Source organism: Tardiphaga sp. 172_B4_N1_3 (genome assembly GCF_052076035.1).
Classification (GTDB): domain Bacteria; phylum Pseudomonadota; class Alphaproteobacteria; order Rhizobiales; family Xanthobacteraceae; genus Tardiphaga; species Tardiphaga robiniae.
The window spans coordinates 5656478-5677252 of record NZ_CP197238.1 but is presented as its reverse complement, the minus strand read 5'-3'; the positions used below and the strand labels follow the sequence as shown (position 1 = coordinate 5677252).

General features: G+C 60.4%; 22 protein-coding genes. 14 read left to right on the top strand and 8 right to left on the bottom strand.

Going from position 1 to position 20775, the window contains the following annotated elements; genetic code table 11:
* Window positions 1-18: 18 nt before the first annotated feature.
* From AB7783_RS26795 to AB7783_RS26785, 3 genes are read right to left on the bottom strand one after another with little or no spacing between them, the layout of a single operon-like run.
* Window positions 19-1602 (bottom strand): Dyp-type peroxidase, encoded by a 1584-nt coding sequence (locus AB7783_RS26795; protein WP_441279278.1) that lies wholly within the window; start codon window positions 1600-1602, stop codon window positions 19-21.
* A 6-nt stretch (window positions 1603-1608) separates the two neighbouring features.
* The gene (locus AB7783_RS26790) at window positions 1609-3675 is read right to left on the bottom strand and encodes a hypothetical protein (protein ID WP_441279277.1); all 2067 of its coding nucleotides are present in this window, start codon (window positions 3673-3675) and stop codon (window positions 1609-1611) included.
* Window positions 3672-5180 (bottom strand): cytochrome P450, encoded by a 1509-nt coding sequence (locus AB7783_RS26785; RefSeq protein WP_441279276.1) that lies wholly within the window; start codon window positions 5178-5180, stop codon window positions 3672-3674. The genes AB7783_RS26790 and AB7783_RS26785 overlap by 4 nt, the downstream gene beginning before the upstream one ends.
* Window positions 5181-5463: 283 nt before the next feature.
* On the opposite strand from AB7783_RS26785, the gene AB7783_RS26780 reads away from it, so the two are divergent.
* A complete protein-coding gene (locus AB7783_RS26780) occupies window positions 5464-5736 on the top strand; it encodes a hypothetical protein (RefSeq protein WP_147421613.1) in 273 nt (90 codons plus the stop codon).
* Between the two features lie 110 nt (window positions 5737-5846).
* Here the strand turns inward: AB7783_RS26780 and AB7783_RS26775 are convergent, their stop codons facing one another.
* The 3 genes from AB7783_RS26775 to AB7783_RS26765 form a co-directional block, all read right to left on the bottom strand.
* Window positions 5847-6038 carry a hypothetical protein gene (locus tag AB7783_RS26775; protein ID WP_441279275.1) on the bottom strand — a complete coding sequence of 64 codons (192 nt, stop codon included), beginning with the start codon at window positions 6036-6038 and terminating at the stop codon, window positions 5847-5849.
* Between the two features lie 10 nt (window positions 6039-6048).
* Window positions 6049-6792: a Crp/Fnr family transcriptional regulator gene (locus AB7783_RS26770; RefSeq protein WP_441279274.1), complete on the bottom strand. Its 744-nt coding sequence runs from the start codon at window positions 6790-6792 to the stop codon at window positions 6049-6051.
* Between the two features lie 194 nt (window positions 6793-6986).
* On the bottom strand, window positions 6987-7898 hold the full coding sequence (locus tag AB7783_RS26765; protein WP_441279273.1) for a LysR family transcriptional regulator: 912 nt from the start codon (window positions 7896-7898) through the stop codon (window positions 6987-6989).
* 95 nt (window positions 7899-7993) lie between these two features.
* Between AB7783_RS26765 and AB7783_RS26760 the strand changes: the two genes are divergently transcribed.
* The 9 genes from AB7783_RS26760 to AB7783_RS26720 all read left to right on the top strand — a co-directional run bounded on the left by AB7783_RS26760 (window position 7994) and on the right by AB7783_RS26720 (window position 14782).
* Window positions 7994-8749 (top strand): SDR family NAD(P)-dependent oxidoreductase, encoded by a 756-nt coding sequence (locus AB7783_RS26760; protein WP_441279272.1) that lies wholly within the window; start codon window positions 7994-7996, stop codon window positions 8747-8749.
* A 62-nt stretch (window positions 8750-8811) separates the two neighbouring features.
* Window positions 8812-9252 (top strand): nuclear transport factor 2 family protein, encoded by a 441-nt coding sequence (locus tag AB7783_RS26755; protein WP_441279271.1) that lies wholly within the window; start codon window positions 8812-8814, stop codon window positions 9250-9252.
* Window positions 9253-9356: 104 nt separating this feature from the next.
* Window positions 9357-9731, top strand: a complete 375-nt coding sequence (locus AB7783_RS26750; RefSeq protein WP_441279270.1) for a nuclear transport factor 2 family protein — start codon at window positions 9357-9359, stop codon at window positions 9729-9731.
* A 225-nt stretch (window positions 9732-9956) separates the two neighbouring features.
* Entirely contained in the window at window positions 9957-11018 is a 1062-nt protein-coding gene (locus AB7783_RS26745; protein ID WP_441279269.1) for an ABC transporter substrate-binding protein, read from the top strand.
* Window positions 11015-11797 (top strand): ABC transporter ATP-binding protein, encoded by a 783-nt coding sequence (locus AB7783_RS26740; RefSeq protein WP_441279268.1) that lies wholly within the window; start codon window positions 11015-11017, stop codon window positions 11795-11797. The genes AB7783_RS26745 and AB7783_RS26740 overlap by 4 nt, the downstream gene beginning before the upstream one ends.
* A 19-nt stretch (window positions 11798-11816) precedes the next feature.
* Entirely contained in the window at window positions 11817-12608 is a 792-nt protein-coding gene (locus AB7783_RS26735; protein ID WP_441279267.1) for an ABC transporter permease, read from the top strand.
* A gap of 16 nt (window positions 12609-12624) precedes the next feature.
* Window positions 12625-13350 (top strand): GntR family transcriptional regulator, encoded by a 726-nt coding sequence (locus tag AB7783_RS26730; protein WP_441279266.1) that lies wholly within the window; start codon window positions 12625-12627, stop codon window positions 13348-13350.
* A 55-nt stretch (window positions 13351-13405) separates the two neighbouring features.
* Window positions 13406-13543, top strand: a complete 138-nt coding sequence (locus AB7783_RS26725; RefSeq protein WP_441279265.1) for a hypothetical protein — start codon at window positions 13406-13408, stop codon at window positions 13541-13543.
* A 54-nt stretch (window positions 13544-13597) separates the two neighbouring features.
* Window positions 13598-14782: a cytochrome P450 gene (locus AB7783_RS26720; RefSeq protein WP_441279264.1), complete on the top strand. Its 1185-nt coding sequence runs from the start codon at window positions 13598-13600 to the stop codon at window positions 14780-14782.
* Window positions 14783-15164: 382 nt separating this feature from the next.
* Here the strand turns inward: AB7783_RS26720 and AB7783_RS26715 are convergent, their stop codons facing one another.
* Window positions 15165-16127: a cupin domain-containing protein gene (locus AB7783_RS26715; protein ID WP_441279263.1), complete on the bottom strand. Its 963-nt coding sequence runs from the start codon at window positions 16125-16127 to the stop codon at window positions 15165-15167.
* A 211-nt stretch (window positions 16128-16338) separates the two neighbouring features.
* Between AB7783_RS26715 and AB7783_RS26710 the strand changes: the two genes are divergently transcribed.
* From AB7783_RS26710 to AB7783_RS26695, 4 genes are all read left to right on the top strand, one after another.
* Window positions 16339-17109: an alpha/beta hydrolase gene (locus tag AB7783_RS26710; protein ID WP_441279770.1), complete on the top strand. Its 771-nt coding sequence runs from the start codon at window positions 16339-16341 to the stop codon at window positions 17107-17109.
* An 84-nt stretch (window positions 17110-17193) separates the two neighbouring features.
* Window positions 17194-18051, top strand: a complete 858-nt coding sequence (locus tag AB7783_RS26705; protein ID WP_441279262.1) for an alpha/beta fold hydrolase — start codon at window positions 17194-17196, stop codon at window positions 18049-18051.
* Between the two features lie 79 nt (window positions 18052-18130).
* Window positions 18131-18625 carry a DUF302 domain-containing protein gene (locus AB7783_RS26700; protein WP_441279261.1) on the top strand — a complete coding sequence of 165 codons (495 nt, stop codon included), beginning with the start codon at window positions 18131-18133 and terminating at the stop codon, window positions 18623-18625.
* Window positions 18626-18750: 125 nt separating this feature from the next.
* Window positions 18751-19278 (top strand): hypothetical protein, encoded by a 528-nt coding sequence (locus AB7783_RS26695; RefSeq protein ID WP_309942693.1) that lies wholly within the window; start codon window positions 18751-18753, stop codon window positions 19276-19278.
* Between the two features lie 345 nt (window positions 19279-19623).
* On the opposite strand, the gene AB7783_RS26690 is transcribed toward AB7783_RS26695, so the two are convergent.
* Window positions 19624-20625 (bottom strand): helix-turn-helix domain-containing protein, encoded by a 1002-nt coding sequence (locus AB7783_RS26690; protein WP_441279260.1) that lies wholly within the window; start codon window positions 20623-20625, stop codon window positions 19624-19626.
* Window positions 20626-20775: the final 150 nt, after the last annotated feature.

Sequence of the window (20775 nt, the reverse complement as noted above, 5' to 3'; positions counted from 1 at the left end):
CAGATCCTGGCTGCGAGCTCAATCGGCCAGGGCGCGGATGGCATTGATACCCGGCAGAAAAAAGTACGCCCCACCGCGCACCGTGACAAAGGGGCGAGGTTTTTCGATATGGAGATTGAACGGTCTCTGCTGAATGACGAGTTCATCTCCGTCATGGGCAACATGGCTAATCGGATCGGTCCCGACGGGCAGTCCCCCGAACTGAGGATTGTTCAGCCACGAATGCTGGATCATCTCGAACTGGCCAGCGATATCGGCGTTCAACGCGATGAACGCCGTCCCGCGCCGAGAACCGTTGCCGGTTGTCTCGTCCTGCTCGCCGCGCCTGGCTCCATAGGGCCGGCCGCGCCTGATAATGCGATGCATCTTGGACAGCTTCAGTGCGACATCCGGGTCGGAGCCAATGGCATCGCGCGGATTGGCACGGCGAATATGCGCGCCAATCGGACAGGCCATCCCTGACTCGTCTTCGTAGGCGTAAAGAAAATCATTGCGTTCGGGTGCCGACGGTGAATCGGCGCCGGCACGCACCAGCGGCGCACCGTTGCGGTACCGGCCGATCAGCCGTGCCGCAACCTCCTCTGCCGCCTCGACATCGGCTTTGCCATGCATTCGGGTAGCGATGCTGGCAACAAATTTCTCGAAGGCGTCCACGTCCTGCTCCAGTTGCCGGAACACCAGGTAGGTTCCGTTACGCAGCAGATCGCGCAGATTGGAGCCGGGCTTCACGGATTGGCTGCTGATGCGCTCCCGACGTTCATTGCGATAGCCGAGCACAAATTCGCCTGGCTTGACCAGGGAGATGCGGCGGTCTTTTGCGCTCAGGACCTTGTCTCCTTCGCCACTGCCCGCGGGGGTGTGACAGGACTTGGCTTTTTTCTCGTTCTTGGCGTTTTCCTCGCTTCGGATAGCTAGGGGCGACCCCTCGATGATCGGCTGCGAGATGCCGTCGACGAAGCCGAAATGCTCCTTGGCATCGTCATAGAGGCGGCCATGGACGATGACGGGCCGGCCGTTGCCTTGGTTACCAGTCACAACAACGTCAGCAACGCCGTTCATCGCGCGCTGCTCCGCCTGGACTAGGGCCTGCAACACATGTTCTTCGGATGCATAAAGCAACAGCATGCCGTGCACCTCGGCGGACGGCCCCCATCCACCCCACTCCCATCGGCACGGTGAGCTTTCTCCCGCGTCGCCGAGAAGGCCGGAGCGTCGGGGCATCCGTCTGCCAGACGTCGGCTTCGGCGCCATGCCTTCGAGAAATTCCACGGAGAAGTCCGACAGCTGATGCTCGTCGAGATCTAGCTCCTGGAGGCCGCTGGCAGTGATGGCCAGATTGATCGCCGTCCGATCGCCAACACGCATGGCCTTAAGTGCCCGGATGTTCGTCGGCGGTAACTGCAGATCCGTCGCGCCGTCATCTTCCCCCTCAATCCTGTCCGCGCGCATCAATCGCTCGGCCAGATCGCGCAGCCAGCGCTTGGCAGCATCCCGCTGGCCTGGAAGAAAGTGCCAGGCCACATAGGCGGAGTACGGCAATTGCGGATAGCCGCTTAACAGCAGCCCCTGCACATCATGCCATTCGATTTTTTCCGTGTTCATGGTTTTTCAAAGACGTTGGAGGAATCGATCGATAGCCGGCGAACTCAACGGAGCGAACAGATCTTGTCTGGTATCGGTGTTCGCATTGATGCCGACAACACCGAGCATAGGATAGGCGCCGTACCAGACGATGGTTTCCACCTGGCTCTGCCGCACATAGGCCTTGAACGGCCTCGCATCCTGCGCGCCTTGCCAGAACAGAAAACGCGTGGGCGGAAAACCGTAGCGTTTCCCTGCCGCGTTCACGAACGTATTGGTCCAGATCGCATTCAGCCCCTTCACGGCGGCCAGATCGATGAACTCGTTGAGGTAGCTCTCCCAGGCACCGCCGAAATTGTCGAGAAATAGCAGACGCCGGCCACCATCGATCAGCACCCAGCGCGCCGAGAGGATGGTTGGGATGCCGCCAAGCTCACCCTTGTTGAACCAGAATTTCGCGAGAACATTGACGGCGAACAGGACCAGTCGAAGGATCCAGTATCGAAGGACACCCGGCTTTACACAGGTGATGCTGGCCAGATGGTTCTGGTACCGGTTAATTCCGGCTTCCTCGCGCGCATATTTGCGCGCGTTGTCGCGAGCCCGGATCAAAAGACCTGCGGGATGTTCAAACGTCGTCCTGTCGCGATACTCGAGTGCCCCAACCACGCACAGAGCCAGCAGTCCGACGAGATAGCCGGCCATCACGCCGCTCCATCCCAACAGAACCATCAGAAGCCAGCCGTAAGTGAGCGATCTGGCCATTCCAGCCACGTTGCTGATGACCGTTTCCGGCAGCAGCGCTGCAACGAGCAGGACGCCGACCGAGACCAGAAGGAACATGGCGAACTGGATGACATCCAATGCCATACGCCGCAGATTCTCGCGCGTCTTGCTGAGAGGCTGAAGCTCGACCATCAACTGCAGCGATGTCGTGCAATACCAGCCGACGAGCAACAGCCCCCCAATACAGACAAGCTGGAACATGACCACCAGCACCGCACCCAGCGACATCAGGATTCCACTCGGACCATCCACCAATATCCCGGCCCATGTCGGTGATCTGTCAACGCCGGAGATGACCGCGAGCGTGACAACACCGATGAGCACACCGAGCAGCGCGTATCGTGTAACGACCGCCAATTGCAGCGGAAAGCGCCAGAACAGATGCTGGTCGCGGGTATTTTTGCTCGCACTCCGGAGAAGAAGTTCTGCCGCCCGGACCACCAGCCACATCACGCTCAATAGCATCAAGCCGGTCAGCGTTGCCGGCTGTATGACTTCGGTGAGCTGGGAGACCCACGGCAATGCCGATACCTTTGTATCGAGATGCTGCGTTGCGTGACCGACCGTCTCAAGCCATAGCGGCAACACCGCGTAGAGCGCTGATGGTCGATAGCCCAAAGCCCAGCCCACGAGTGCGCCCAGAGCGCATGCCAGCAGCGCAACGACGATACCAGCCGCAACGGCGATCTGGGTTCGAAGCGTCATCTGCCATGGCAATTGCGCCGGCTGCTCTGCCCAGCGATTGTCGGCACTGCCGCGAATGCACTCTCGTGTCACGAGATCGAGCAACCCCGCCGGGCGACCGGGCAAGATCGCATCGACGAGAAATCGCGCCGAAAGAAACGACACGATTCCCTTCCGAACGCTGTTCTCGCCTTTGACCTGCACCACCGTGCGGCCGGGACTGCCACTAAAGAACGTATTCGCGCCGACGTCATGGCGCTCCCAATACTCCCGGACCAGATTTGGGGTCGTTGTTCCTGACAAGGGATAGCCGACACACCAGCGGTAGACCTCGTCGAAACCAATTGGTGCATACTTTAACAGCTCATCCAGAAAACCCGCTCTCGGGCCATCGAACGTTGCCTCGAATACGAGACAAGGCCCGACCCCGTCGGCAGCGTCCAGGATGACAAAACTACAAAAATGCAGACCTGCAATCTTGTCGAATGGAAACAATGGGCGGCACTCAAGAAACGCTGCCTCACCGCCAAACTGCGGGTCGGCATTGTCGCGAAGATAGCCCCTGCACCATTCCACTTTGGACGGTTCGATCGGCGTGATGATCGTTGTGAAATTCGGATTCAATGGACGGGCTCCGATCCATTCGCATTGAACGTCACGCGCAGCGAGCAAGGTGCTGGCCCGTCATAGCCGACCTGACCGCCCTGTCCGGGCGCGCGCGCCAGACCCGGCAGGCGCATCAGCGCGCGGACGATCTCCAGCATGACCACGTCAGCAATGTATTTGCCGAAACAGTGGCGCGGCCCGAAACCGAAATGAAAGTAACTCTCGATGGGACGATCGCGAAATGTGAGCGGGTCTGGAAATGCTTCGGAATCGAACATGGCCGCCAGCGGCGGTGCCAAGACAAGCGTCCCGGCAGGCACCCGCCGGGCCCGCGGGGTGCCGTTGGCGATGATCGTATCACGCGGGCATGTTCGCACCAGTAAAGGTAGCATCGGACGAAACCGCATGGCTTCATAGATGCAGCCACGCAACGCTGCCCGCGCCGCTGCGATCTGGCCATTGGGCGCATCAGCAGTGATCGGCTCCTGATCAGAGTGGATCGCACGCTCGAGTGTAGCGGACAGTGCCTGGGCATGCGCCAACGCCCCGGTCTGCTCCAGCAACTGATCCACGGCATGGGTGACACCGCGGATGATGGTGGCGCCCCCCGTCGCAACCAGCCCGGTCAGATAGCAGCGAATCCACTCCTCATCAAACCAGGCCGGGTTGCCCGACTGACCATGGTGGCGCTGCAACCGTGCCAGCAGGCTGTGAGCGGGAATGGCTGGGTGCGATGCAGCGGCAGTAGTGGGGCCGGCGGATCCAAGCTGCTGCGTCAGTTGACAGGTCAGATCTGCGATATCGGCACGAGACCGGCTCCAAGGAAGCGAACCAACTGGCGGGTTGACCATAATGATGCCGGCCAGATTCCGCATGACGCCTGCCATCCGCTGCCGGTCTCCATTCAGTGGAGGGACGCCAAAGTATTCGGCCAGGACGGCAACCATCACCGACTCCGCCAGATCGGCGACAACGTCGATCTGGCCCGAGTCCTTCAATGCCTCGATGCAGGACTGGCAATTTTCGGAAGCGATCGTCCGGATGAGCTGGGCATCAGTCTTCTCGACCACGCTCTGCAGCATTTCCCTCTCGCGGCCATGCTGCTCTCGCCCATCGACCGTCATCAGAAACGGTCCCCAGGGCATTCCGGGCTCGATGGTGTCGCCCAGTTCAAAGTCGTCGAAGCGTTCGAGCACCTCGCGTACATCGCTGGCTTTTGTCGCCATAAGGACGTTACCGACGATCGTGATGGGCCGCACGACGCGCAGCACCGCGAAGACCGCCTTGAACAACCGAAGATGGGAGAGAACATGGCAGGAAAGCCGATATTTGACGAGCTCGCCCCACATACGCATGCGCCATCCGAAGCGATCCACAGCGCTGGTGCCACCTGGATCAAGTCCATTGAGATCAGCCAGCTTCGAGCCGGATACGCCGGTTGCCGGCTGATCCGGCGTATCGCCGCCGGTCACCTGATCCCGGAATAGTTTCAATGAATGTTGATCCCGGCCGTTTGCCGGCAACACCAGATCCTTGGTCTCGCGAATCCCATGCATCGGTGCGCCTATTCGGCTCGGGTTGGAGTGCTCAGCAATAGAACAAGAGCGTTTGTAGTTGTAGATCTATCTATATTCCACCGAAGAAAGCTCGCCAAAACTAGGATTGTTGTCAGACTTGCAAGCCCCAACAACCAGCCGCTGGCCAGCGCCAACATGGCCGACACATTAGCTGCCGCATTCCCCGCGTCAGTGAACTAGATCACAGACAGCCGTCCATTCATTCGCATAGTAGCCTCATGGAGGCCAAATGCGACCAACGACAACGCAACAACTTGCCATCGAAGCCATGCTCAACAGTCTGCTGGGGCCGCGTGTTTACGACCGCTTGTGCCTGGGTATGAAAGTCGGAGGAATGGACGAAGACGTCCTCTACGTCTTTGTCTCGAACGAAGCCTGCGCAGCGGAGATCGAAGCAGTTCACACAGATGACTTCGCTCTGGCCGCCGAACACGTGCTGAATCAGCCCGTGCGCTGCGTGAACGTCATCCCTTACGATTTCTCGGATCTATCGAGCCCATAGCGGGCACCCCTCACCTTTAAGGGGAGCCAACCCTTCGCGTTAGCGAGCTCACTGTCGCCACACGCGGACGAGCCGCCCATTCGAGATGAGGGCTCCCACCGGTCCGGCGTTTAGAAGCCTTTCATCGGGTTGCCGACCAGCACCGTAACAGCCAGCACTACAACAACGCCATAGAGGGCAAACAGCCCGAGCGTGAGGCGCCGGTAAATGCGGCGGTAGGTTTGCTCCAATTCGTCGACGGGTGTCATGCCGAATGCCTCCTGATACCCGGCCACTAATGGACCACGCATCAGCGAAGTCATGTGAACCACATCACATCTTGAGCGGGCTCCCCGGCTCATCGAGGGTTGCGGGTTCGGCTTCGGCAACAGCCGCTAGCGCTTTCGGCTTGAGAACGGCGATACTGCCCGGCTCAAGACGGATCCACCCTTTCAAGGACCAGGCACGAAGTTGCTTGTTGATGCTTTCTCTGGTCACTCCGACCATCTCGCCGATCTCTTGTTGAGTCACGACAAACGGGCGACCGACGTCAGCAGGCTCGTGTTTCGCGGCCAAGCCGATCAGCAGGTTCGCCAGCCGCGCAGGTAGATCCTGTAAAATGACATGCTCGACTTGCTCACTTGTCCAACGCAGACGGGCGCAAAGCAAGCGAATGAACTTCACGGCCAGCGCCGGTTGGGATTCGATAAATGGAAAGAAGTCGCGCCGATCGATCACAATAAGCTCGCAATTGGTGTGAGCGATCGCATCGGCCGTTCGCGAAAGCCCATCGAGCAACGCGATCTCCCCGAATATCTCACCTTTCGTCACAAGATTAAGGATAGCGCTGCGTCCCTCAGATGAGGCGACGCTCATCTTGACAGCGCCGCTCACCACGACGAAGAGACTATTGCCGGGATCTCCTCTCACAAAGACGGTCGCCCCGCGTTTGAACTTTCGGCAGCTCGCATACTGGCATAGTTGATCCAATGCCTTGGCGTCGAGATCATTAAAAAATGGATGACTGCGTAGTATCGACAATCGGGGATTGATCTGAGAAACGCCTCGCGCCGTCACAAGTGCTGCTCCAAGCCAGAAATATTCAAAACAAGGCTAGACACACCGGTAGTGTGACGAAGCCCCCTCTCAAGAGTCATAGCCTGCCATGAAGACTTTAAGAAGTAACGCAGCATTTTATCGCGAGTAATGGCAGAAAACGACGAGAAGTTTTGCACTGATACCAATGACTTCTTTGCGCCATAAGCCGTCATCTAGTTGCGAGGTGAGCCTAGCTTTATTGCCAGGAACTCGCTCAACACTTCGATTCGAGCCGGCCTTACGCGCGAGGTGGGCGTGATGAAATACAGCCCGCCCCCCGGCAGTTGCCAGTCCGGCAGAAGTACTTCGAGACGACCGTCGGCCACATAGGGATCGGCGACGAAGGACGGCAGTTCGGCGATGCCGATGCCGTCGAGTAGGGTTGGCAGCAGCGCATCGATATTCGTCACCGAAAACGGCCCGGTCGGCGTCACCGAGACCTGCTCGCCATCTTTGTGCGTAAAGTGCCAACTGTTGGTCCGCGCGCGATAGGCATAGCCGAGACAGTGATGTGCATTGAGCTCCGACGGCGACTGCGGCCGCCCATAGCGCGCGATGTAACCCGGCGATGCCACGACGAAGCGGCTCATGGCGCGCAGGCGGCGCGCGATCAGCGATGAGTCCGGCAGCGCCGCGATCCTGATCGCCGCGTCGAAGCCGTCGCCGATCAGGTCGACCGTGGCGTCGCTCAGATGCAGGTTGAGCGTGATCTCCGGATAGTGGCGCAGGAAGGCCGGCACGATCGGCGCGATCTCGCGCAGGCCGAACGACATCGGCACCGCGAGATTGATGGTGCCGCGCGGCCGGCTCGATTGTTCGCGCGCTGCGCTCTCCGCGGCCTCCGCTTCCGCCAGCACGCGCGCGGCGCGTTCGGCCAGCCGATGGCCGAAGTCGGTCAGCGCCACCTTGCGCGAGGTGCGGTTGAACACCTGCGCGCCGAGCCGGTCCTCCAGCCGGGTGATGGCGCGGGAGACTGTCGCCACCGAGAGGTTCAGCGCCCGGGCCGCGCCGGCGAAGGAACGCTCTTCCGCAACCTTGGCCAGCAATGCCAGGCCCTCGAAATCGGGGAGTTTAGAAATCGACATCGACAATCCTGCAACGATGAATTTCAATCGTTGCTATATCGGAGTGATCGAGCCGGCGCCATGGTCTGTTTGTCAACGAAACAGGAGTGACCACCATGTCCCAGAAGCTCACCGGAAAAATCGCAGTCGTCACCGGCGGCACCAGCGGCATCGGCCTCGCCACCGCCAAGCGCTTTGTCGCCGACGGCGCGCAGGTCTTCATCACCGGCCGCCGCAAACCCGAACTCGACGCTGCCGTCGCGGAGATCGGCCGCGGCGCCACCGGCGTCCAGGCCGATGCCAGCAAGCTGACCGACCTCGATCTGCTCTATCAGAAGGTCAAGGCGGAGGCCGGCCGGATCGACGTGCTATTCGTCAATGCCGGCGGCGGATCGATGCTGCCGCTCGGCCAGATCACCGAGCAGCAATATGTCGACACCTTCGACCGCAACGTGAAGGGCGTGCTGTTCACCGTGCAGAAGGCGCTGCCGCTGCTGCAGGACGGCGCCTCGGTGATCCTCACCGGCTCCACCGCCGGCACCGAAGGCACCGCGGCCTTCAGCGTCTATGCCGCGTCGAAGGCTGCCGTGCGCTCCTTCGCCCGCAACTGGATCCTCGACCTCAAGGATCGCCGCATCCGCGTCAACACGCTGAGCCCCGGCGCCACCCGCACGCCGGGCCTGGTCGAACTCGCCGGCCCCGACGCCGCCCAGCAGCAGGGCCTGCTCGACTATCTCGCCTCGCGCATCCCGATGGGCCGCGTCGGCGAACCCGAAGAGATCGCCAAGGCGGCGGTCTTCCTCGCCTCCGACGATGCCTCCTTCGTCAACGGCATCGAACTCTTCGTCGATGGCGGCCAGGCCCAGATCTGAGCCCGCCGCCACCGACAATGCGCCACTGACTCACCTTCACTATCCCATTGAAAGCAACGACCATGACCGAGAACGAACGCATCATCCGCAAGCTGTACGACGTCGCCGAAGTACAGGACTCCAGGGCCTTCACCGAACTGTTCACGCCGGACGGTTATTTCTGGGACGTCTCCGCCGGCCAGAAATATTACGGCGCCGATATCGGCAATGTCGTCGACATCTATGCCAAGGCCTTCCCCGACATGCATCGTGCGCTCGAACTGATCTATGTCACCGGAGACATCGTCGTCGTCGAACTGTCACTCAACGGCACGCATAAGGGACCGCTGGCGCTCTCGGCCGGCGCCATCCCGGCCACCGGCATGGTTATGCACACGCCGTGCTGCGACGTCTTCCACCTCGAAAACGGCAAGGTGAAATCGTTCCACTGCTACACGGCGGCAACTATCCTGATGGCCCAGCTCGGCGTGTTGGGAAATCTCCAGGCCGCCATCGCGGGCTAACCCTGTAAATCGCCTGGCCGATGTGCTCCTGCATTTCGGCCAGGCATCCCTTCGTATCTTTGTTCGCACATCTTGCGACACCGAACACCGCAAAGGACCACGTCATGTCAACTCACGAACCCGACTACGATCATCTCCTGCGCACGAACATCGAGCGCGTCTTCAGCGAACGCGATCCAGCACAGCGCGCCAAGGTCATCGCTGAGATCTACACCGCCGAGCCGGTGCTTCTCGAGCCGAACGACATCGTGCGCGGCCGGGACAACATCTCGCAGACCGTCGACAAGCTGCTCGAACGGTTCGGGCCCGACTTCGCCTTCGTGCCGGTCGGACAAGCCAACGGCCATCACGGCCTGGCCCATCTCACATGGCATGCCGGTCCGAAGAACGGACCTGTAGTGGTCACGGGCGCCGATGTGGCAGAGATCGTCGACGGCCGGATCGCACGGCTGTGGGTGCTGCTGGATACTGCGAGCTGAGCAACGCATCGGATCGGATCGGATCGGATCGGATCGAGGATTGTGCTTAGAACGTCGGCTTGCGCCATGAGCGGACATCGATGCCCGTAGTTTTTGCGGCGGATAGCCAAAAACAGTCGTTTGGACGCTGCCGCGAAACAGTGCAAGCGATGAGGAATCTTCGCGCACCTGGTTATCTAGTTAACTGGTAGACTAGTTGCAGCGGTTTCTCTTTGGAGCATGTCGATGCCGGTATTCTCTCGAAGCGTTTTGATTGCCCTTTGCGTGACTTTGCTGTCGCAGGCGGCCCACGCCCAAACCAAAATTCGATACCTGCTCACGTCTCCAAGTCCCGGCATCGCCGAGGCGACGCATTCGTCGGTGCCGGAGGCAATGGGTTTCTGGAAGGACGCCGGGCTCGACGTAACGGTCACGCCTTTCAATGGCTCGACCGGTGCGACGCAGGTGGTGATCTCAGGGTCGGCCGAATTCACCATGGCCAGCCCCGAAGGCCTGCTGGTGGCGAAACAGGAAGGCGCCGATGTCACGGCCATCTATAACCATGCCCGCGCGGCCATCTATACGATCGCGGTGGTCAAAGAGAGCCCGGTCCAGAAGCTCGAAGACCTGAAAGGCAAGACCATCGGCGTCGTGGGGCTTGCGAGCGGGGCGACGGCTGTAGCAAAGGCCATGCTGCGCGGCGTGGGCCTCGATCCGGAAAAGGATGTGCGATGGCTGCAGGTCGGCCTCGGCCCGCAATCCGCTGCGGCGCTTAAGGCCAAGCAGGTGGACGCGATTGCGATGTGGGACTGGGCCTATGCGATTCTCGAGAATTCCGGCTTCCAGTTCCGGCATTTCGAGACCGAGGGCACGTCGAAGCTCCTCAGCATCATGCTTATCGGCAACGGATCCTTCATCAAGGAGAAGCCGGACGCCACGACGAAATTCGCCGAAGGCATCGCCAAGGGGGTCGTGTTCACGCTGGCCAACCCCGAGGCTGCGGTGCGCATTCACTGGGCGCGTTATCCCGCGTCCAAGCCCGCCAATGTCCCTGAAGACCAGGCCCTGCGCGAAGGCATCCACGTTCTCGAAGCTCGAATCGCGAAATATCGGCTCGAAGGCCGCGCCGATCCCCGCTTCGGTGCCTTCACCGCGGACGAATGGAAGACCACGCAATCGTTCTTCTTCGACGTCGGCATGATCAACAAGAAGCCTAACGTCAGCACCTACTTCACCAATGCGTTCGTCGACAAGATCAACGGCTTCGACAAGGAAGCGATCATGCGCAAGGCCGAGGCCTATCGATGACCTCGCCCGCGAGGCCGTTGATCGAAGTCCGGGATGTCCAGAAGCAGTTCCGCTCGCGCTCCGGCGCGTCCCTCGAGGCGCTGCTCGGTACATCGCTCAATATCGAAGCCAATCAGTTCATCTGCATCGTCGGCCCCTCAGGCTGCGGCAAGAGCACCCTGTTGCGCATGATCGCCGGATTGGAGACGGCTTCGGCGGGCGCGATCGGGATCGACGGCGCCGCCGTCAAGGGACCGCGCCGCGACATCGGGCTCGTCTTCCAGAGTCCGGTCATGCTGCCCTGGCGGACGATCCTGCAGAACATCATGGTGCCCGCCGAGGTTCTGAAGCTGAACAAGAAGGCGGCACGTGCGCGCGCCGACGAGTTGCTGACGCTGGTCGGCCTCGATGGCTTCGGCGACCGCTATCCCGACGAATTGTCGGGCGGGATGCGCCAGCGTGCCGCGATCGCGCGCGCGCTGATGCACGATCCGCGCATCCTCCTCATGGACGAGCCTTTCGGCGCGCTCGATGCGCTGACTCGCGAGGCAATGAACCTCGAGCTGCTGCGAATCTGGGAGGCAAGCCGCAAGACGGTCATCCTCGTCACCCATTCGATCGAGGAAGCGCTCCTGTTGTCCGACCGGGTCGCGGTATTTGCGCCAAGACCCGGCTTCGTGCGCGAAATGATCGATGTTCCGATCGCACGGCCGCGCTCGGCAGCGACGCGCTCAGATCCGGATTTCGTCCATCTCGCCGAGCGCCTGCGGGCGCATTTCACCTCGGCGCCAGCGCATTGAGCGCGGCAAGGATTCGCCCATGAAGGATCGCCTCTCCACCATGTCGGAGCGATACGGGCCACCCGTCGCCGCCGGCCTCATCATATTGCTGGTCTGGGAATACGTCCCGGCCGCACTTGGCGTGTCGAAACTGCTGTTGCCGACTCCGAGCTCCGTCATGCGCGCGCTGTGGCAGCTTCAGGTGCGCGGTTTGCTGCTGGAGAATTTTTTGATCACCCTCTACGAGGCGCTCGGCGGCTTCGTGCTGGGCGCAGCCAGCGCGATCTTCTTCGCCTTCCTCGTTACCCGGTCGGTGCTGATCGAGCGCGCCTTGATGCCATATCTGGTCGGCCTGCAGGCGCTGCCGAAGGTGGCGGTGGCGCCGCTGATCGTGATCTGGATCGGCATCGGCATCGAATCCAAGATCCTGATCGCCGCGGTGATCTCGTTCTTCCCGGTTCTCATCAATGCGATTGTCGGCTTCTCCACGGTCGAGGCCGACAGGCTGGACCTGATGCGGTCGCTGGTGGCGTCGCCCTGGCAGCAATTCCGCATCGTCGTGTTCCCGAATTCCCTGCCTTTCATCTTCGCCGGGCTCAATGTTGGCATCGTTCTCAGCATTACCGGCGCGCTGGTCGGCGAATTTATCGGCGCCGATCGCGGCCTCGGCAATCTCCTGCTGCAGCTCAACTACAATATGGACATTTCGGGCATGTTCGCCGTGCTGCTGGTCCTGGCACTGCTGGGCATCGTTCTCTACTCGCTGATCCGCTATCTGCACCTGCGTTTCGTGTTCTGGGCCAAACCGGACATCCGATCCGATTCCAACTGACATAAGCGACACTGCCATGATCCCGTCATTCACCAATGCCGACAACCGCGCCAACCTCATTCACCGCGAAATCAAGCGGCGCATTACCGAGCTCGTCTACAAGCCGGGCGACAAGCTATCCGAGGTGCGGATCGCGGAAGAACTCGGCTGCGGCCGTTCGCCGGTGCGCACAGCCTTCACGCGGCTGCAGAGCGAAGGCTGGATCGAAATATCGCCGCAAAGCGGCACATTCGTGCGCGGTTTGACCGACGTCGAGATCACCGAAATTCTCGAAGCGCGGATGTTGCTCGAGGCTCATCTCGCTGGGCGTGCCGCCACGCGCATGAGCGAGGCGAAGATGGCGCATTTCCGCCGCGCCTTCGCCGGTTTCGGCAAGCGGATATCCGCCGAACGCATGGATGACTATCTCGAACTCGATCTGCAATTCCATCTGGCGATCTACGAAGCCGCCGGAAACAAGGTGCTGTCGAACGTCTTGCTGAACCTCGTCGACAAGGTCCGATGGATCAGAACCGCGAGCAAGAGCTCGCCGACACGCGTCAACAGCGCATTCACCGAAATCCGCCAGGTGCTCGATGCCCTGGAGGCGCGCAACGAAAAGGCGGCATCAACCGCCATGCGCGCGCACATCGAGAATACGATGGATTTCCGACGGCTGCGCAAGCCCGCGAAGGAAAGCCCTGCGCCGACAGCGCCGCCGCAGAAATTGGGACAAAGCCTGAAACGCCGTGGCCGGGGATGACGCGCGCGCCATCTCGAGATGCTGCCTGAACTCTACCGTCCGGATCGGATGCTACATGACTGCGCAGAACCACCATGACGCCGACTATCTCATCGAACGCGACCGCGTTCTGTATCCGCGCCGCATTGCTCGCCTGTCGACGACCATCCTGCTCGCCGCCTATCTCTTCGCGGCACTGACGGTGTTCGCGTGACCTGCTGTCCCTTGCCATCCCAAAAATCCCCTCCAACTCAGAGGACCATTCGACATGAAGGACGCAAACAGTCTGCCGGAGTTTCAAGCCGGCGCCGAGGAATACAAGAGCAATCCGATCGGGTATCTCGAGGACTTGTCCAGACAATGCCCCTACGCAAAATCTGACCGCGGCTATGTCATCCTGCGTCGCAAGGAGGCCCGCCCGGCGCTGCAACTCGATATCCCGATCTCGGTCTACCATATTCCCGCGGAGACAAGCCCCTATCTCGCGGAACGCACGAAAGAGCCGCTGCTGACCCGGCACGGGCCGGAGCACGTCAAGCTGCGCATGATGCTGACCAAGGTGCTGCGCGAGCGCGTCATCGACGCCCTTCGCCCGCGGATCAGGGAGCTGTTTCTCGGCTTGCTGCAGCCTTTGCTCGAACGTGGTGAGGGCGACCTGGTCGCCGATCTGTTCCACCCGTTTCCGGCGCGTGTGCTCGCGCCGATGTTGGGCTTGCCGCTCGCGGATATAGAGATGGTGTCCGGCTGGGTGAGCAGCAGTTCGCGCTGGACCAACATCTACAATCCGCCCGACACGCTCGCCGAGATCGAGCAGGCCTGGCGGTCGCTGGAAGCCTACCTGCTCGAACTGCTGCGCGAACGTCGCAACAATCTCGGAACCGATATCTTCAGCGAGCTGATTCGCGAGATGGAGGGGCACCGGGAGTTGGAGGTTGTCGGCATCGCCATGGAGCTCACCCGCGCCGGCATGGACACGACCCGCCGCCAGCTTGCCAACACCATGCATGCGCTCATCACGCATCCGTCGGAATGGGAAAAGCTCAAGGCCAATCCCGGCATCGCGCATCGCGTTGTCGAGGAGGGCATGCGTTTTGCCGGCATTACCCATAACCTCGCACGCGCGATGATCGACGACACCGCGCTGGACGGCCTGACCGTGAAGAAGGGTGAAACGCTCACCGTCATGGCGATGGCCGTCAATCGCGACCCCGAGGTCTTCGCCGATTCTGGCACCTTTAATGCCGAACGAAGCCCCTGTCCGCATATGAGCTTCGGCTTTGGTTCACATTCCTGCGTCGGAGCGCCGCTCGCCCGGATGGAAATGACGGAAGCATTTACCCTTCTGGCCGAGCGTGTGGATCGCTTCGAGCTCGCAGGTGACGTTCCGCGCAGCGACGTATCCACCGGCCTCGTGCCGACCAGCCTTCCAGTACGCATTTTCCTCAAGCCATGAGGAAGTCCGCAGCAGGCCGAATCGGAGACCGCTGCCTCGCTTGGGCGGCGGTCTGCTCCTCACCGTCCTGACGGTGGTCCAATCGCCAGGCTCGATGTTGGCAGCCACCAGGCATTCAAAGGATAAATGAATCTGGAGCCTATCGCATCGGATAGCGCCGACAAGACAGAGTTTGGGCGTGAGCCGAACCGAGGGTGAGGTTCGCTCACACGATCGGCTGCGATCAGAGCCGAATTATCCTGAGTTTAAGCAAGCAGCATTTTCGTCGCTACTGAAAGCCGATTGGACCCAACGTCTTATGTTGACTGGTGATACAATGGACCAATTGGTGCCCATTGTAAGCCGGCCAAACAGGTCGCGAACCTGTTGTCGAGCTCGCGGGTCAATCAGTGACTTCTGCTTCCAGGACGTCCTCTTGCCTTCGGTCGCCGTCAGAGCGCAACGTTGCTCGGTAACGACCAGGCGATAGGCCGTGATGTCGATGGAAGAGCTTTGAAAACGCGGCAGTGGTCTCATAGCCGACAGAGGTCGCGATCCGTGCGATCGCCTCGTCGCTTGTTTCAAGCAAGAATGCGGCCTCCGACATCCGGCGCGCGATTAGATAGCGGTACATGGACTGGCCGACGAGCTTGGTGAAGCGCGCCGAAAACGCCGAGCGACCTAACCCCACGCGTTGCCCGAGGTCATCGAGGGTCCAGGGCCGATCCGGTCGTTCGTGGATCAACCGAAGTGCCGGTCCGATGTGCGGGTCCGCCATCGCGCCCAGCCACCCGCCTTCTCCGGGACCAAGCGACTTGATCCAGTTTCGCAGAACCTCGACGAAGAGCACTTCTGTTAGTCGTGACAACGCGACGCCCTGGCCGGGACGCTCACATGCCGACTCGCTCACCATGCGTCGCAGAATCGCCTCGAGCCACGCGCCATCCTCCGTGGGCTTCAGGAGAAGCACGGGCGGGAGTAAGTCCAGCACGCTGCCGCGTGAGGGCCGCGCCACGGTGAACTTGCCGCAGATCATCGTCGCATGCGGCTGCGCGTTGCCGCCGTGACGAACGACGCCACGATCCGCGGCCGATCGATCGAAGTCGAGAACCGAAAATGGCGTCGTTCGGCGATCCGAATAAATCACATGGGGCTCGCCCCGCGAGATGACAACACAGTCGCCCGCGTTCATGCGGAGTTCTGATCCCTGTTCGAGCGCGAGGGTCGCTGAGCCACGACTGATATAATGAAACATGGCGTACGGGCGTTGTGGCAACGCCAGATTCCAGGGATGGCCGAGCTCGAAGTGGAACAGCAAAGTCCCCCCGAGGCGCACGCGGTCGAGTACTTCGGCGAGGATGTCCATGGCGGCGATGCTAATCTCGCGGACGATCCGACGCAATACTTGGACGATTGGGCTCTACCGTCCGACACATCTTCATATTAGGTCCTGCCGAAGCGCGCGGACGCATCGTGCAGTCATCCATTTCCGAAGCGGCAGATGGATGATCCGCGACTTTGCTGAATCGCCTGCCATCCCCGACCTCGCGTCGTTCGTCATCCAACAGGAGCCATTCATGCGAAATCTTCTGCTTTCAACCGCCGCCGTCCTCTTGGCCGGAGCGGCATTTGCCGCCTCCGCCCAGTCGGCCGAACTGCCCAAGGGGGCCGCTCACAACATCGTGCTCGTCCATGGCGCTTTCGTCGACCAGACGAGTTGGCAGCCTGTTGCCGACATCCTCACCAAGAAGGGCTACAACGTCACGCTCGTCGAAAATCCGCTCACCTCCCTTGCCGCTGACGTCGATGCCACCAAACAGGCCTTGGCGAAGCAGAACGGTAAGACCGTTCTCGTCGGCCATTCCTGGGGCGGCGTGGTGATCACGCAAGCCGGCAACGACCCCAAGATCTCGGCGCTCGTCTACGTCTCCGCATTCGCGCCCGACGTGGGACAATCTCTGGCGGATCTCGCCAAGAGCGGTCCTGCGACCGAAGGTGGTGCGGCGATTCATCCGGACGACAAGGGCAACCTCTACATCGATACGAAGGTGTTTCCGTCAGCCGTTGCGGCCGACCTTCCTCCGGAGATCGCCGCGCACCTGGCTAACTCGCAGCTTCCGTTGAATCACGTTGCATTCGAGGCGCCCGTCAACATTGCAGCCTGGCGCGACAAGCCGACATTCTATGTCATCAGCACGAAGGACAAGGTGATCGCACCCGAGGCCCAGAAGTTTTTCGCCGGCAAGATGAAGGCTCAGACGACGGAAGTCGCCGGCAGCCATGCTTCGCTCGTTGTTCATGCGAAGGAAGTCGCGGCGGTGATTGAAAAGGCCGCGCTGGTGAAGTGACAAGACCGCTCCCGGCGCATGTGTGCCGGGAGCGCTGCACTGGTCCCCCACTTGTTACTTTATGCCAAGCATCCGGAGGATGACATGACTGCACTCGACATCACGAGCGAGGACGCCACGCTTGAAACGGCACCCACCCGCTACATCGAAGGCAGCGGAATCCGCTTCGCCTATCGCCGCCTCGGCCCATCGACCGGAACGCCGCTGGTGCTTCTGCAGCATTTCTCGGGCAACATCGATGCGTGGGATCCCGCCGTCGTCAACGTCCTCGCCGCCGATCGCCCTGTGATCGCCTTCGACAACGCCGGAGTCGGTCGCTCGACCGGTCAGACGCCCGACAATGTCGCGGCGATGGCACGCGACGCGGTCGCCTTCATCAACGCGCTTGGCATCTCCGAAGTCGACCTGCTGGGCTTTTCTCTCGGCGGATGCGTCGCCCAGCAGATCGCTGCCGAGCACGGACGTCTGGTCCGCAAGCTCATCCTCGTCGGGACCTCGCCCAAAGGCGGAGAGGAACACCTGTTAGCGGTTCTACAAGACGCGTTTTCCCAAACCGATGCACCGGACCCCCGCCTGCCGCTGTTCTTCACGACGTCGTCCGCCAGCCGCTCGTCCGGCATGGCGTTCCTGAAGCGGACGCAGGTGCGCAAGGACAATAGGGACACCGACAACGGCAGCGCGGTCACCGATCCGCAGACCGAGGCGCTGATCACTTGGTGCGCCACACCTGATCCCGAGCACGCCATTCTGCACGCGATTCGTCAGCCCACTCTTGTGGTCAGCGGTAGCCACGACACCATGCTTCCAGCAAACAATGCCTATGCAATGTTCAAAGAACTCAGCAACGCGCAGTTGGTCCTCTATCCCGATTCAGGCCACGGCGCTCTGTTTCAGCACAACGAGATCTTCGTCAGTCACGTCCGGACTTTCCTGAACGCGTAACGGGCGACCGCATGATCCCCGGCGAGAGGTCGACGCGATCATACGCACTTTATCCATGAGAGTTATTTCGGAGGATAAAATGAAAATAGAGAAAGTCGAGGTCGAACGTTTCAGTCTTACGAGCTCAAAGCCATTCGATGCCGTTGTGGCCGCGCTCAAGTCGGCTGTCGGGCAGCCCGACATCGTCGAATTTTTCAAGGCGTCGAGGGCGGCAAATTCCTTCCCGGAGTTGGAGCGCGTTGTGCAAAGCGGGCTCGGCCGCACGGGCTTTATGCTTTTCGCTGAATTCGACTTGGGCGCGGTTCTGCGTCGTGAAACCGGTTCAAAGATGCCTAACAGCATGCGATTTTTGGTGGGAAATCCACTCATCATGAAAGAAATGGTCAAACACGTATCCGATGCCGGATCTTACGCTCCAGTTACAATCCTCATTGATGAACGTTCCGATGGCGTGCATCTCTCCTATGACAGAATGGAGAGCTACCTCTTGCCATATGGCAACGCAGAAGCACTCGCCGTCGCCCGCAACCTCGATGCGAAAATCACGACCTTGCTGCGCGAATGTGCAAGCTAAAACTTCCCGATGACGTTTCGGTCGGCGGAAGTGAGCGTCTCAAAGCGGCAATCGCGCAACGCGAGAACGCAACTTCGTGACGCGAGCGAGACGAATGGCCATTAAACCTGGAAGAGCATTCCGACATGTACAAGAAACGTCTTGCCCTCCTCATCGCGACGGCTCTTTCGACAATGGCCGTCACGGCTGCTCCCGCCGTCAGTGCTGAGCCACTGGATGCCGCGACCCTTAACACAATCAAATCGCAGTTTGGCAGGCTCATGGAATTGGCCAACAACCACGATTTCAAGGCTCTGCATGAGATGTTTTGGCAATCGCCCTCCACCCTGTTGGTGGCGAAGAGCGCGATCCCGTCCGAGGGGAACTGGGCCGGCTTTTGGGGCAACCAAGCGATTGATCAAAAGCTGCATGACATCGGTAGCTCCGGTCCCGTCGTGCTAGAGCCAGATTATTCGAAGCTCAAGATTGTCGGCCTAACGCGCGACGTAGCAGAATCCTATGTGCCGATGAACATTACGGTCTCATATGCGGGACAGGATGGAACAGCCAGGCCATTTCTGATGATCATTAATTGGCTTCGCGTCGGGAATGACTGGAAGGTCGCCTCTGAGATTATTCTGCCGGTGCCGCCGACACCCGCTGCGAAGGGCTAGGACCCCAGGCACCTGCTAAGCGATCTCGTCGAGGAGCTCAGGTCGGCTATGACCCAGTCTTCTCACATTTGCGGCAGACGCTCTAGAGATTCAGCGTCCGCTTTGCGCCAGTACCGGACATTGTTCGCTGTGAATCAGGCAGCCGCCGCGGTTCAGACGCAAGGTGGGAACTTTCGTCCAGTGGCTGAAGGGCCAGATCGGAGCTTCCATCACCTTAACGGTCGAGAAAATCCGAAGGCAAACAAGCATCTTTCCTGACCAAATAGGAATCGGGGCGTCGGTCGCGTTTTGATGATAGCCGTTGCCATTATCCTTCGGGCGCGAAACGCCCAGATAATATGCACCTTATCCCGATCGCGATTGCTCGCGAAACTGCCGCGGCGTCACACCGGAAATTCGGCGGAAGGCGCGGCTGAAATGTGCCGGATCCGAGTAACCGGACGAAAATGCGATATCGATAATCTTGGAATTACTGTCACGCAAAAGCTTGCTCGCATTCTCATATCTGACGGTGTCGAGCAGATCAGAATAGCTCAGGCCGACATGCGCGAGCTTGCGCTGAAAGCTGCGTGTGCTGACGCCCGCCATTTCAGCGACTTCAGCAAGAGCCGGAATTCCGTCGTCCAGATAGGACGGCAGCATCAGTTTCAGCAGCTCAACGATGTCGTAGCCGGAAGGGCCGTCCTCGTGAGCTTGCGGCGTTGGGCTCACGTCTTTCCGATGGTTGGCGAGGCTGAGATACGAGATCGGCACGTCGATCCACGCCGCATGCTGGCCTGACAGGAACCGCACATTGGGCCACAAGGATTGCGTTGCGGGCCGCGGCGTGTAGCGCGCCTCAAACGCGATCGTCGCCGGCATCCAGTCCGGCCCCGCGAATTGCCGGACGATGTGTATCGAGAAAATGTTCTGGATCCATTGCAGATGCTCCATATGCAGGAGCCCGTTTGTCCCGGCGAGCCTGGTGCAAATCCGCGCGTGATCGTCATCGTGCTCGATCCACATGCTCAGAATCGTATCTTCCCGCGGCGCCCATGTGCAGGCATGCCGCAGCGCAACGAGCAATGTCGGAGAGTGCGCGATCAGGGCCCGCGTTTTCTCGCGCATATGGGAGAAATGCAGCCGCTGGCTGGCCAAGAAGCCGAATTCTTCAATTCCCTGGCTTCTCCGGGCGGTTTCCATGAAACGGATGGCCGGCATCAGCGGGACATAGAGATCGCTCTTGTCGACCAGAGACGACGGAAGCCGAAACTTGGTCAGAAGCGAACTCGTCGGCGCACCGGTCTCATCGAGAATACCGACGAAGGGCAGAAGAAACTGGCAGCGCGTCAAAGGGATGTTGGCCATTGGGTCTCGTTGCGATCATCAGTAGGTACTTTGCATCAGCCACAATTTCATTCGAATCGCTACTGGTGAGCCCGGAGAATGTCACCGTTCTCTTGCCGGCACCTGTCGGCCTCGAATTGCAACGGTCGCCGCGTCGTGTGCATGCGGCAA

Bases quoted from the DNA above. Each gene is read 5' to 3' on its own strand.
- AB7783_RS26760 (WP_441279272.1), top strand. From the start codon at position 7,994: ATGTCCCAGAAGCTCACCGGAAAAATCGCAGTCGTCACCGGCGGCACC.
- AB7783_RS26775 (WP_441279275.1), bottom strand. From the start codon at position 6,038: ATGACTTCGCTGATGCGTGGTCCATTAGTGGCCGGGTATCAGGAGGCA.
- AB7783_RS26755 (WP_441279271.1), top strand. From the start codon at position 8,812: ATGACCGAGAACGAACGCATCATCCGCAAGCTGTACGACGTCGCCGAA.
- AB7783_RS26735 (WP_441279267.1), top strand. From the start codon at position 11,817: ATGAAGGATCGCCTCTCCACCATGTCGGAGCGATACGGGCCACCCGTC.
- AB7783_RS26690 (WP_441279260.1), bottom strand. From the start codon at position 20,625: ATGGCCAACATCCCTTTGACGCGCTGCCAGTTTCTTCTGCCCTTCGTC.
- AB7783_RS26740 (WP_441279268.1), top strand. From the start codon at position 11,015: ATGACCTCGCCCGCGAGGCCGTTGATCGAAGTCCGGGATGTCCAGAAG.
- AB7783_RS26745 (WP_441279269.1), top strand. From the start codon at position 9,957: ATGCCGGTATTCTCTCGAAGCGTTTTGATTGCCCTTTGCGTGACTTTG.
- AB7783_RS26795 (WP_441279278.1), bottom strand. From the start codon at position 1,602: ATGAACACGGAAAAAATCGAATGGCATGATGTGCAGGGGCTGCTGTTA.
- AB7783_RS26780 (WP_147421613.1), top strand. From the start codon at position 5,464: ATGCGACCAACGACAACGCAACAACTTGCCATCGAAGCCATGCTCAAC.
- AB7783_RS26725 (WP_441279265.1), top strand. From the start codon at position 13,406: ATGACTGCGCAGAACCACCATGACGCCGACTATCTCATCGAACGCGAC.
- AB7783_RS26765 (WP_441279273.1), bottom strand. From the start codon at position 7,898: ATGTCGATTTCTAAACTCCCCGATTTCGAGGGCCTGGCATTGCTGGCC.
- AB7783_RS26695 (WP_309942693.1), top strand. From the start codon at position 18,751: ATGTACAAGAAACGTCTTGCCCTCCTCATCGCGACGGCTCTTTCGACA.
- AB7783_RS26750 (WP_441279270.1), top strand. From the start codon at position 9,357: ATGTCAACTCACGAACCCGACTACGATCATCTCCTGCGCACGAACATC.
- AB7783_RS26700 (WP_441279261.1), top strand. From the start codon at position 18,131: ATGAAAATAGAGAAAGTCGAGGTCGAACGTTTCAGTCTTACGAGCTCA.
- AB7783_RS26710 (WP_441279770.1), top strand. From the start codon at position 16,339: ATGCGAAATCTTCTGCTTTCAACCGCCGCCGTCCTCTTGGCCGGAGCG.
- AB7783_RS26730 (WP_441279266.1), top strand. From the start codon at position 12,625: ATGATCCCGTCATTCACCAATGCCGACAACCGCGCCAACCTCATTCAC.
- AB7783_RS26715 (WP_441279263.1), bottom strand. From the start codon at position 16,127: ATGGACATCCTCGCCGAAGTACTCGACCGCGTGCGCCTCGGGGGGACT.
- AB7783_RS26720 (WP_441279264.1), top strand. From the start codon at position 13,598: ATGAAGGACGCAAACAGTCTGCCGGAGTTTCAAGCCGGCGCCGAGGAA.
- AB7783_RS26705 (WP_441279262.1), top strand. From the start codon at position 17,194: ATGACTGCACTCGACATCACGAGCGAGGACGCCACGCTTGAAACGGCA.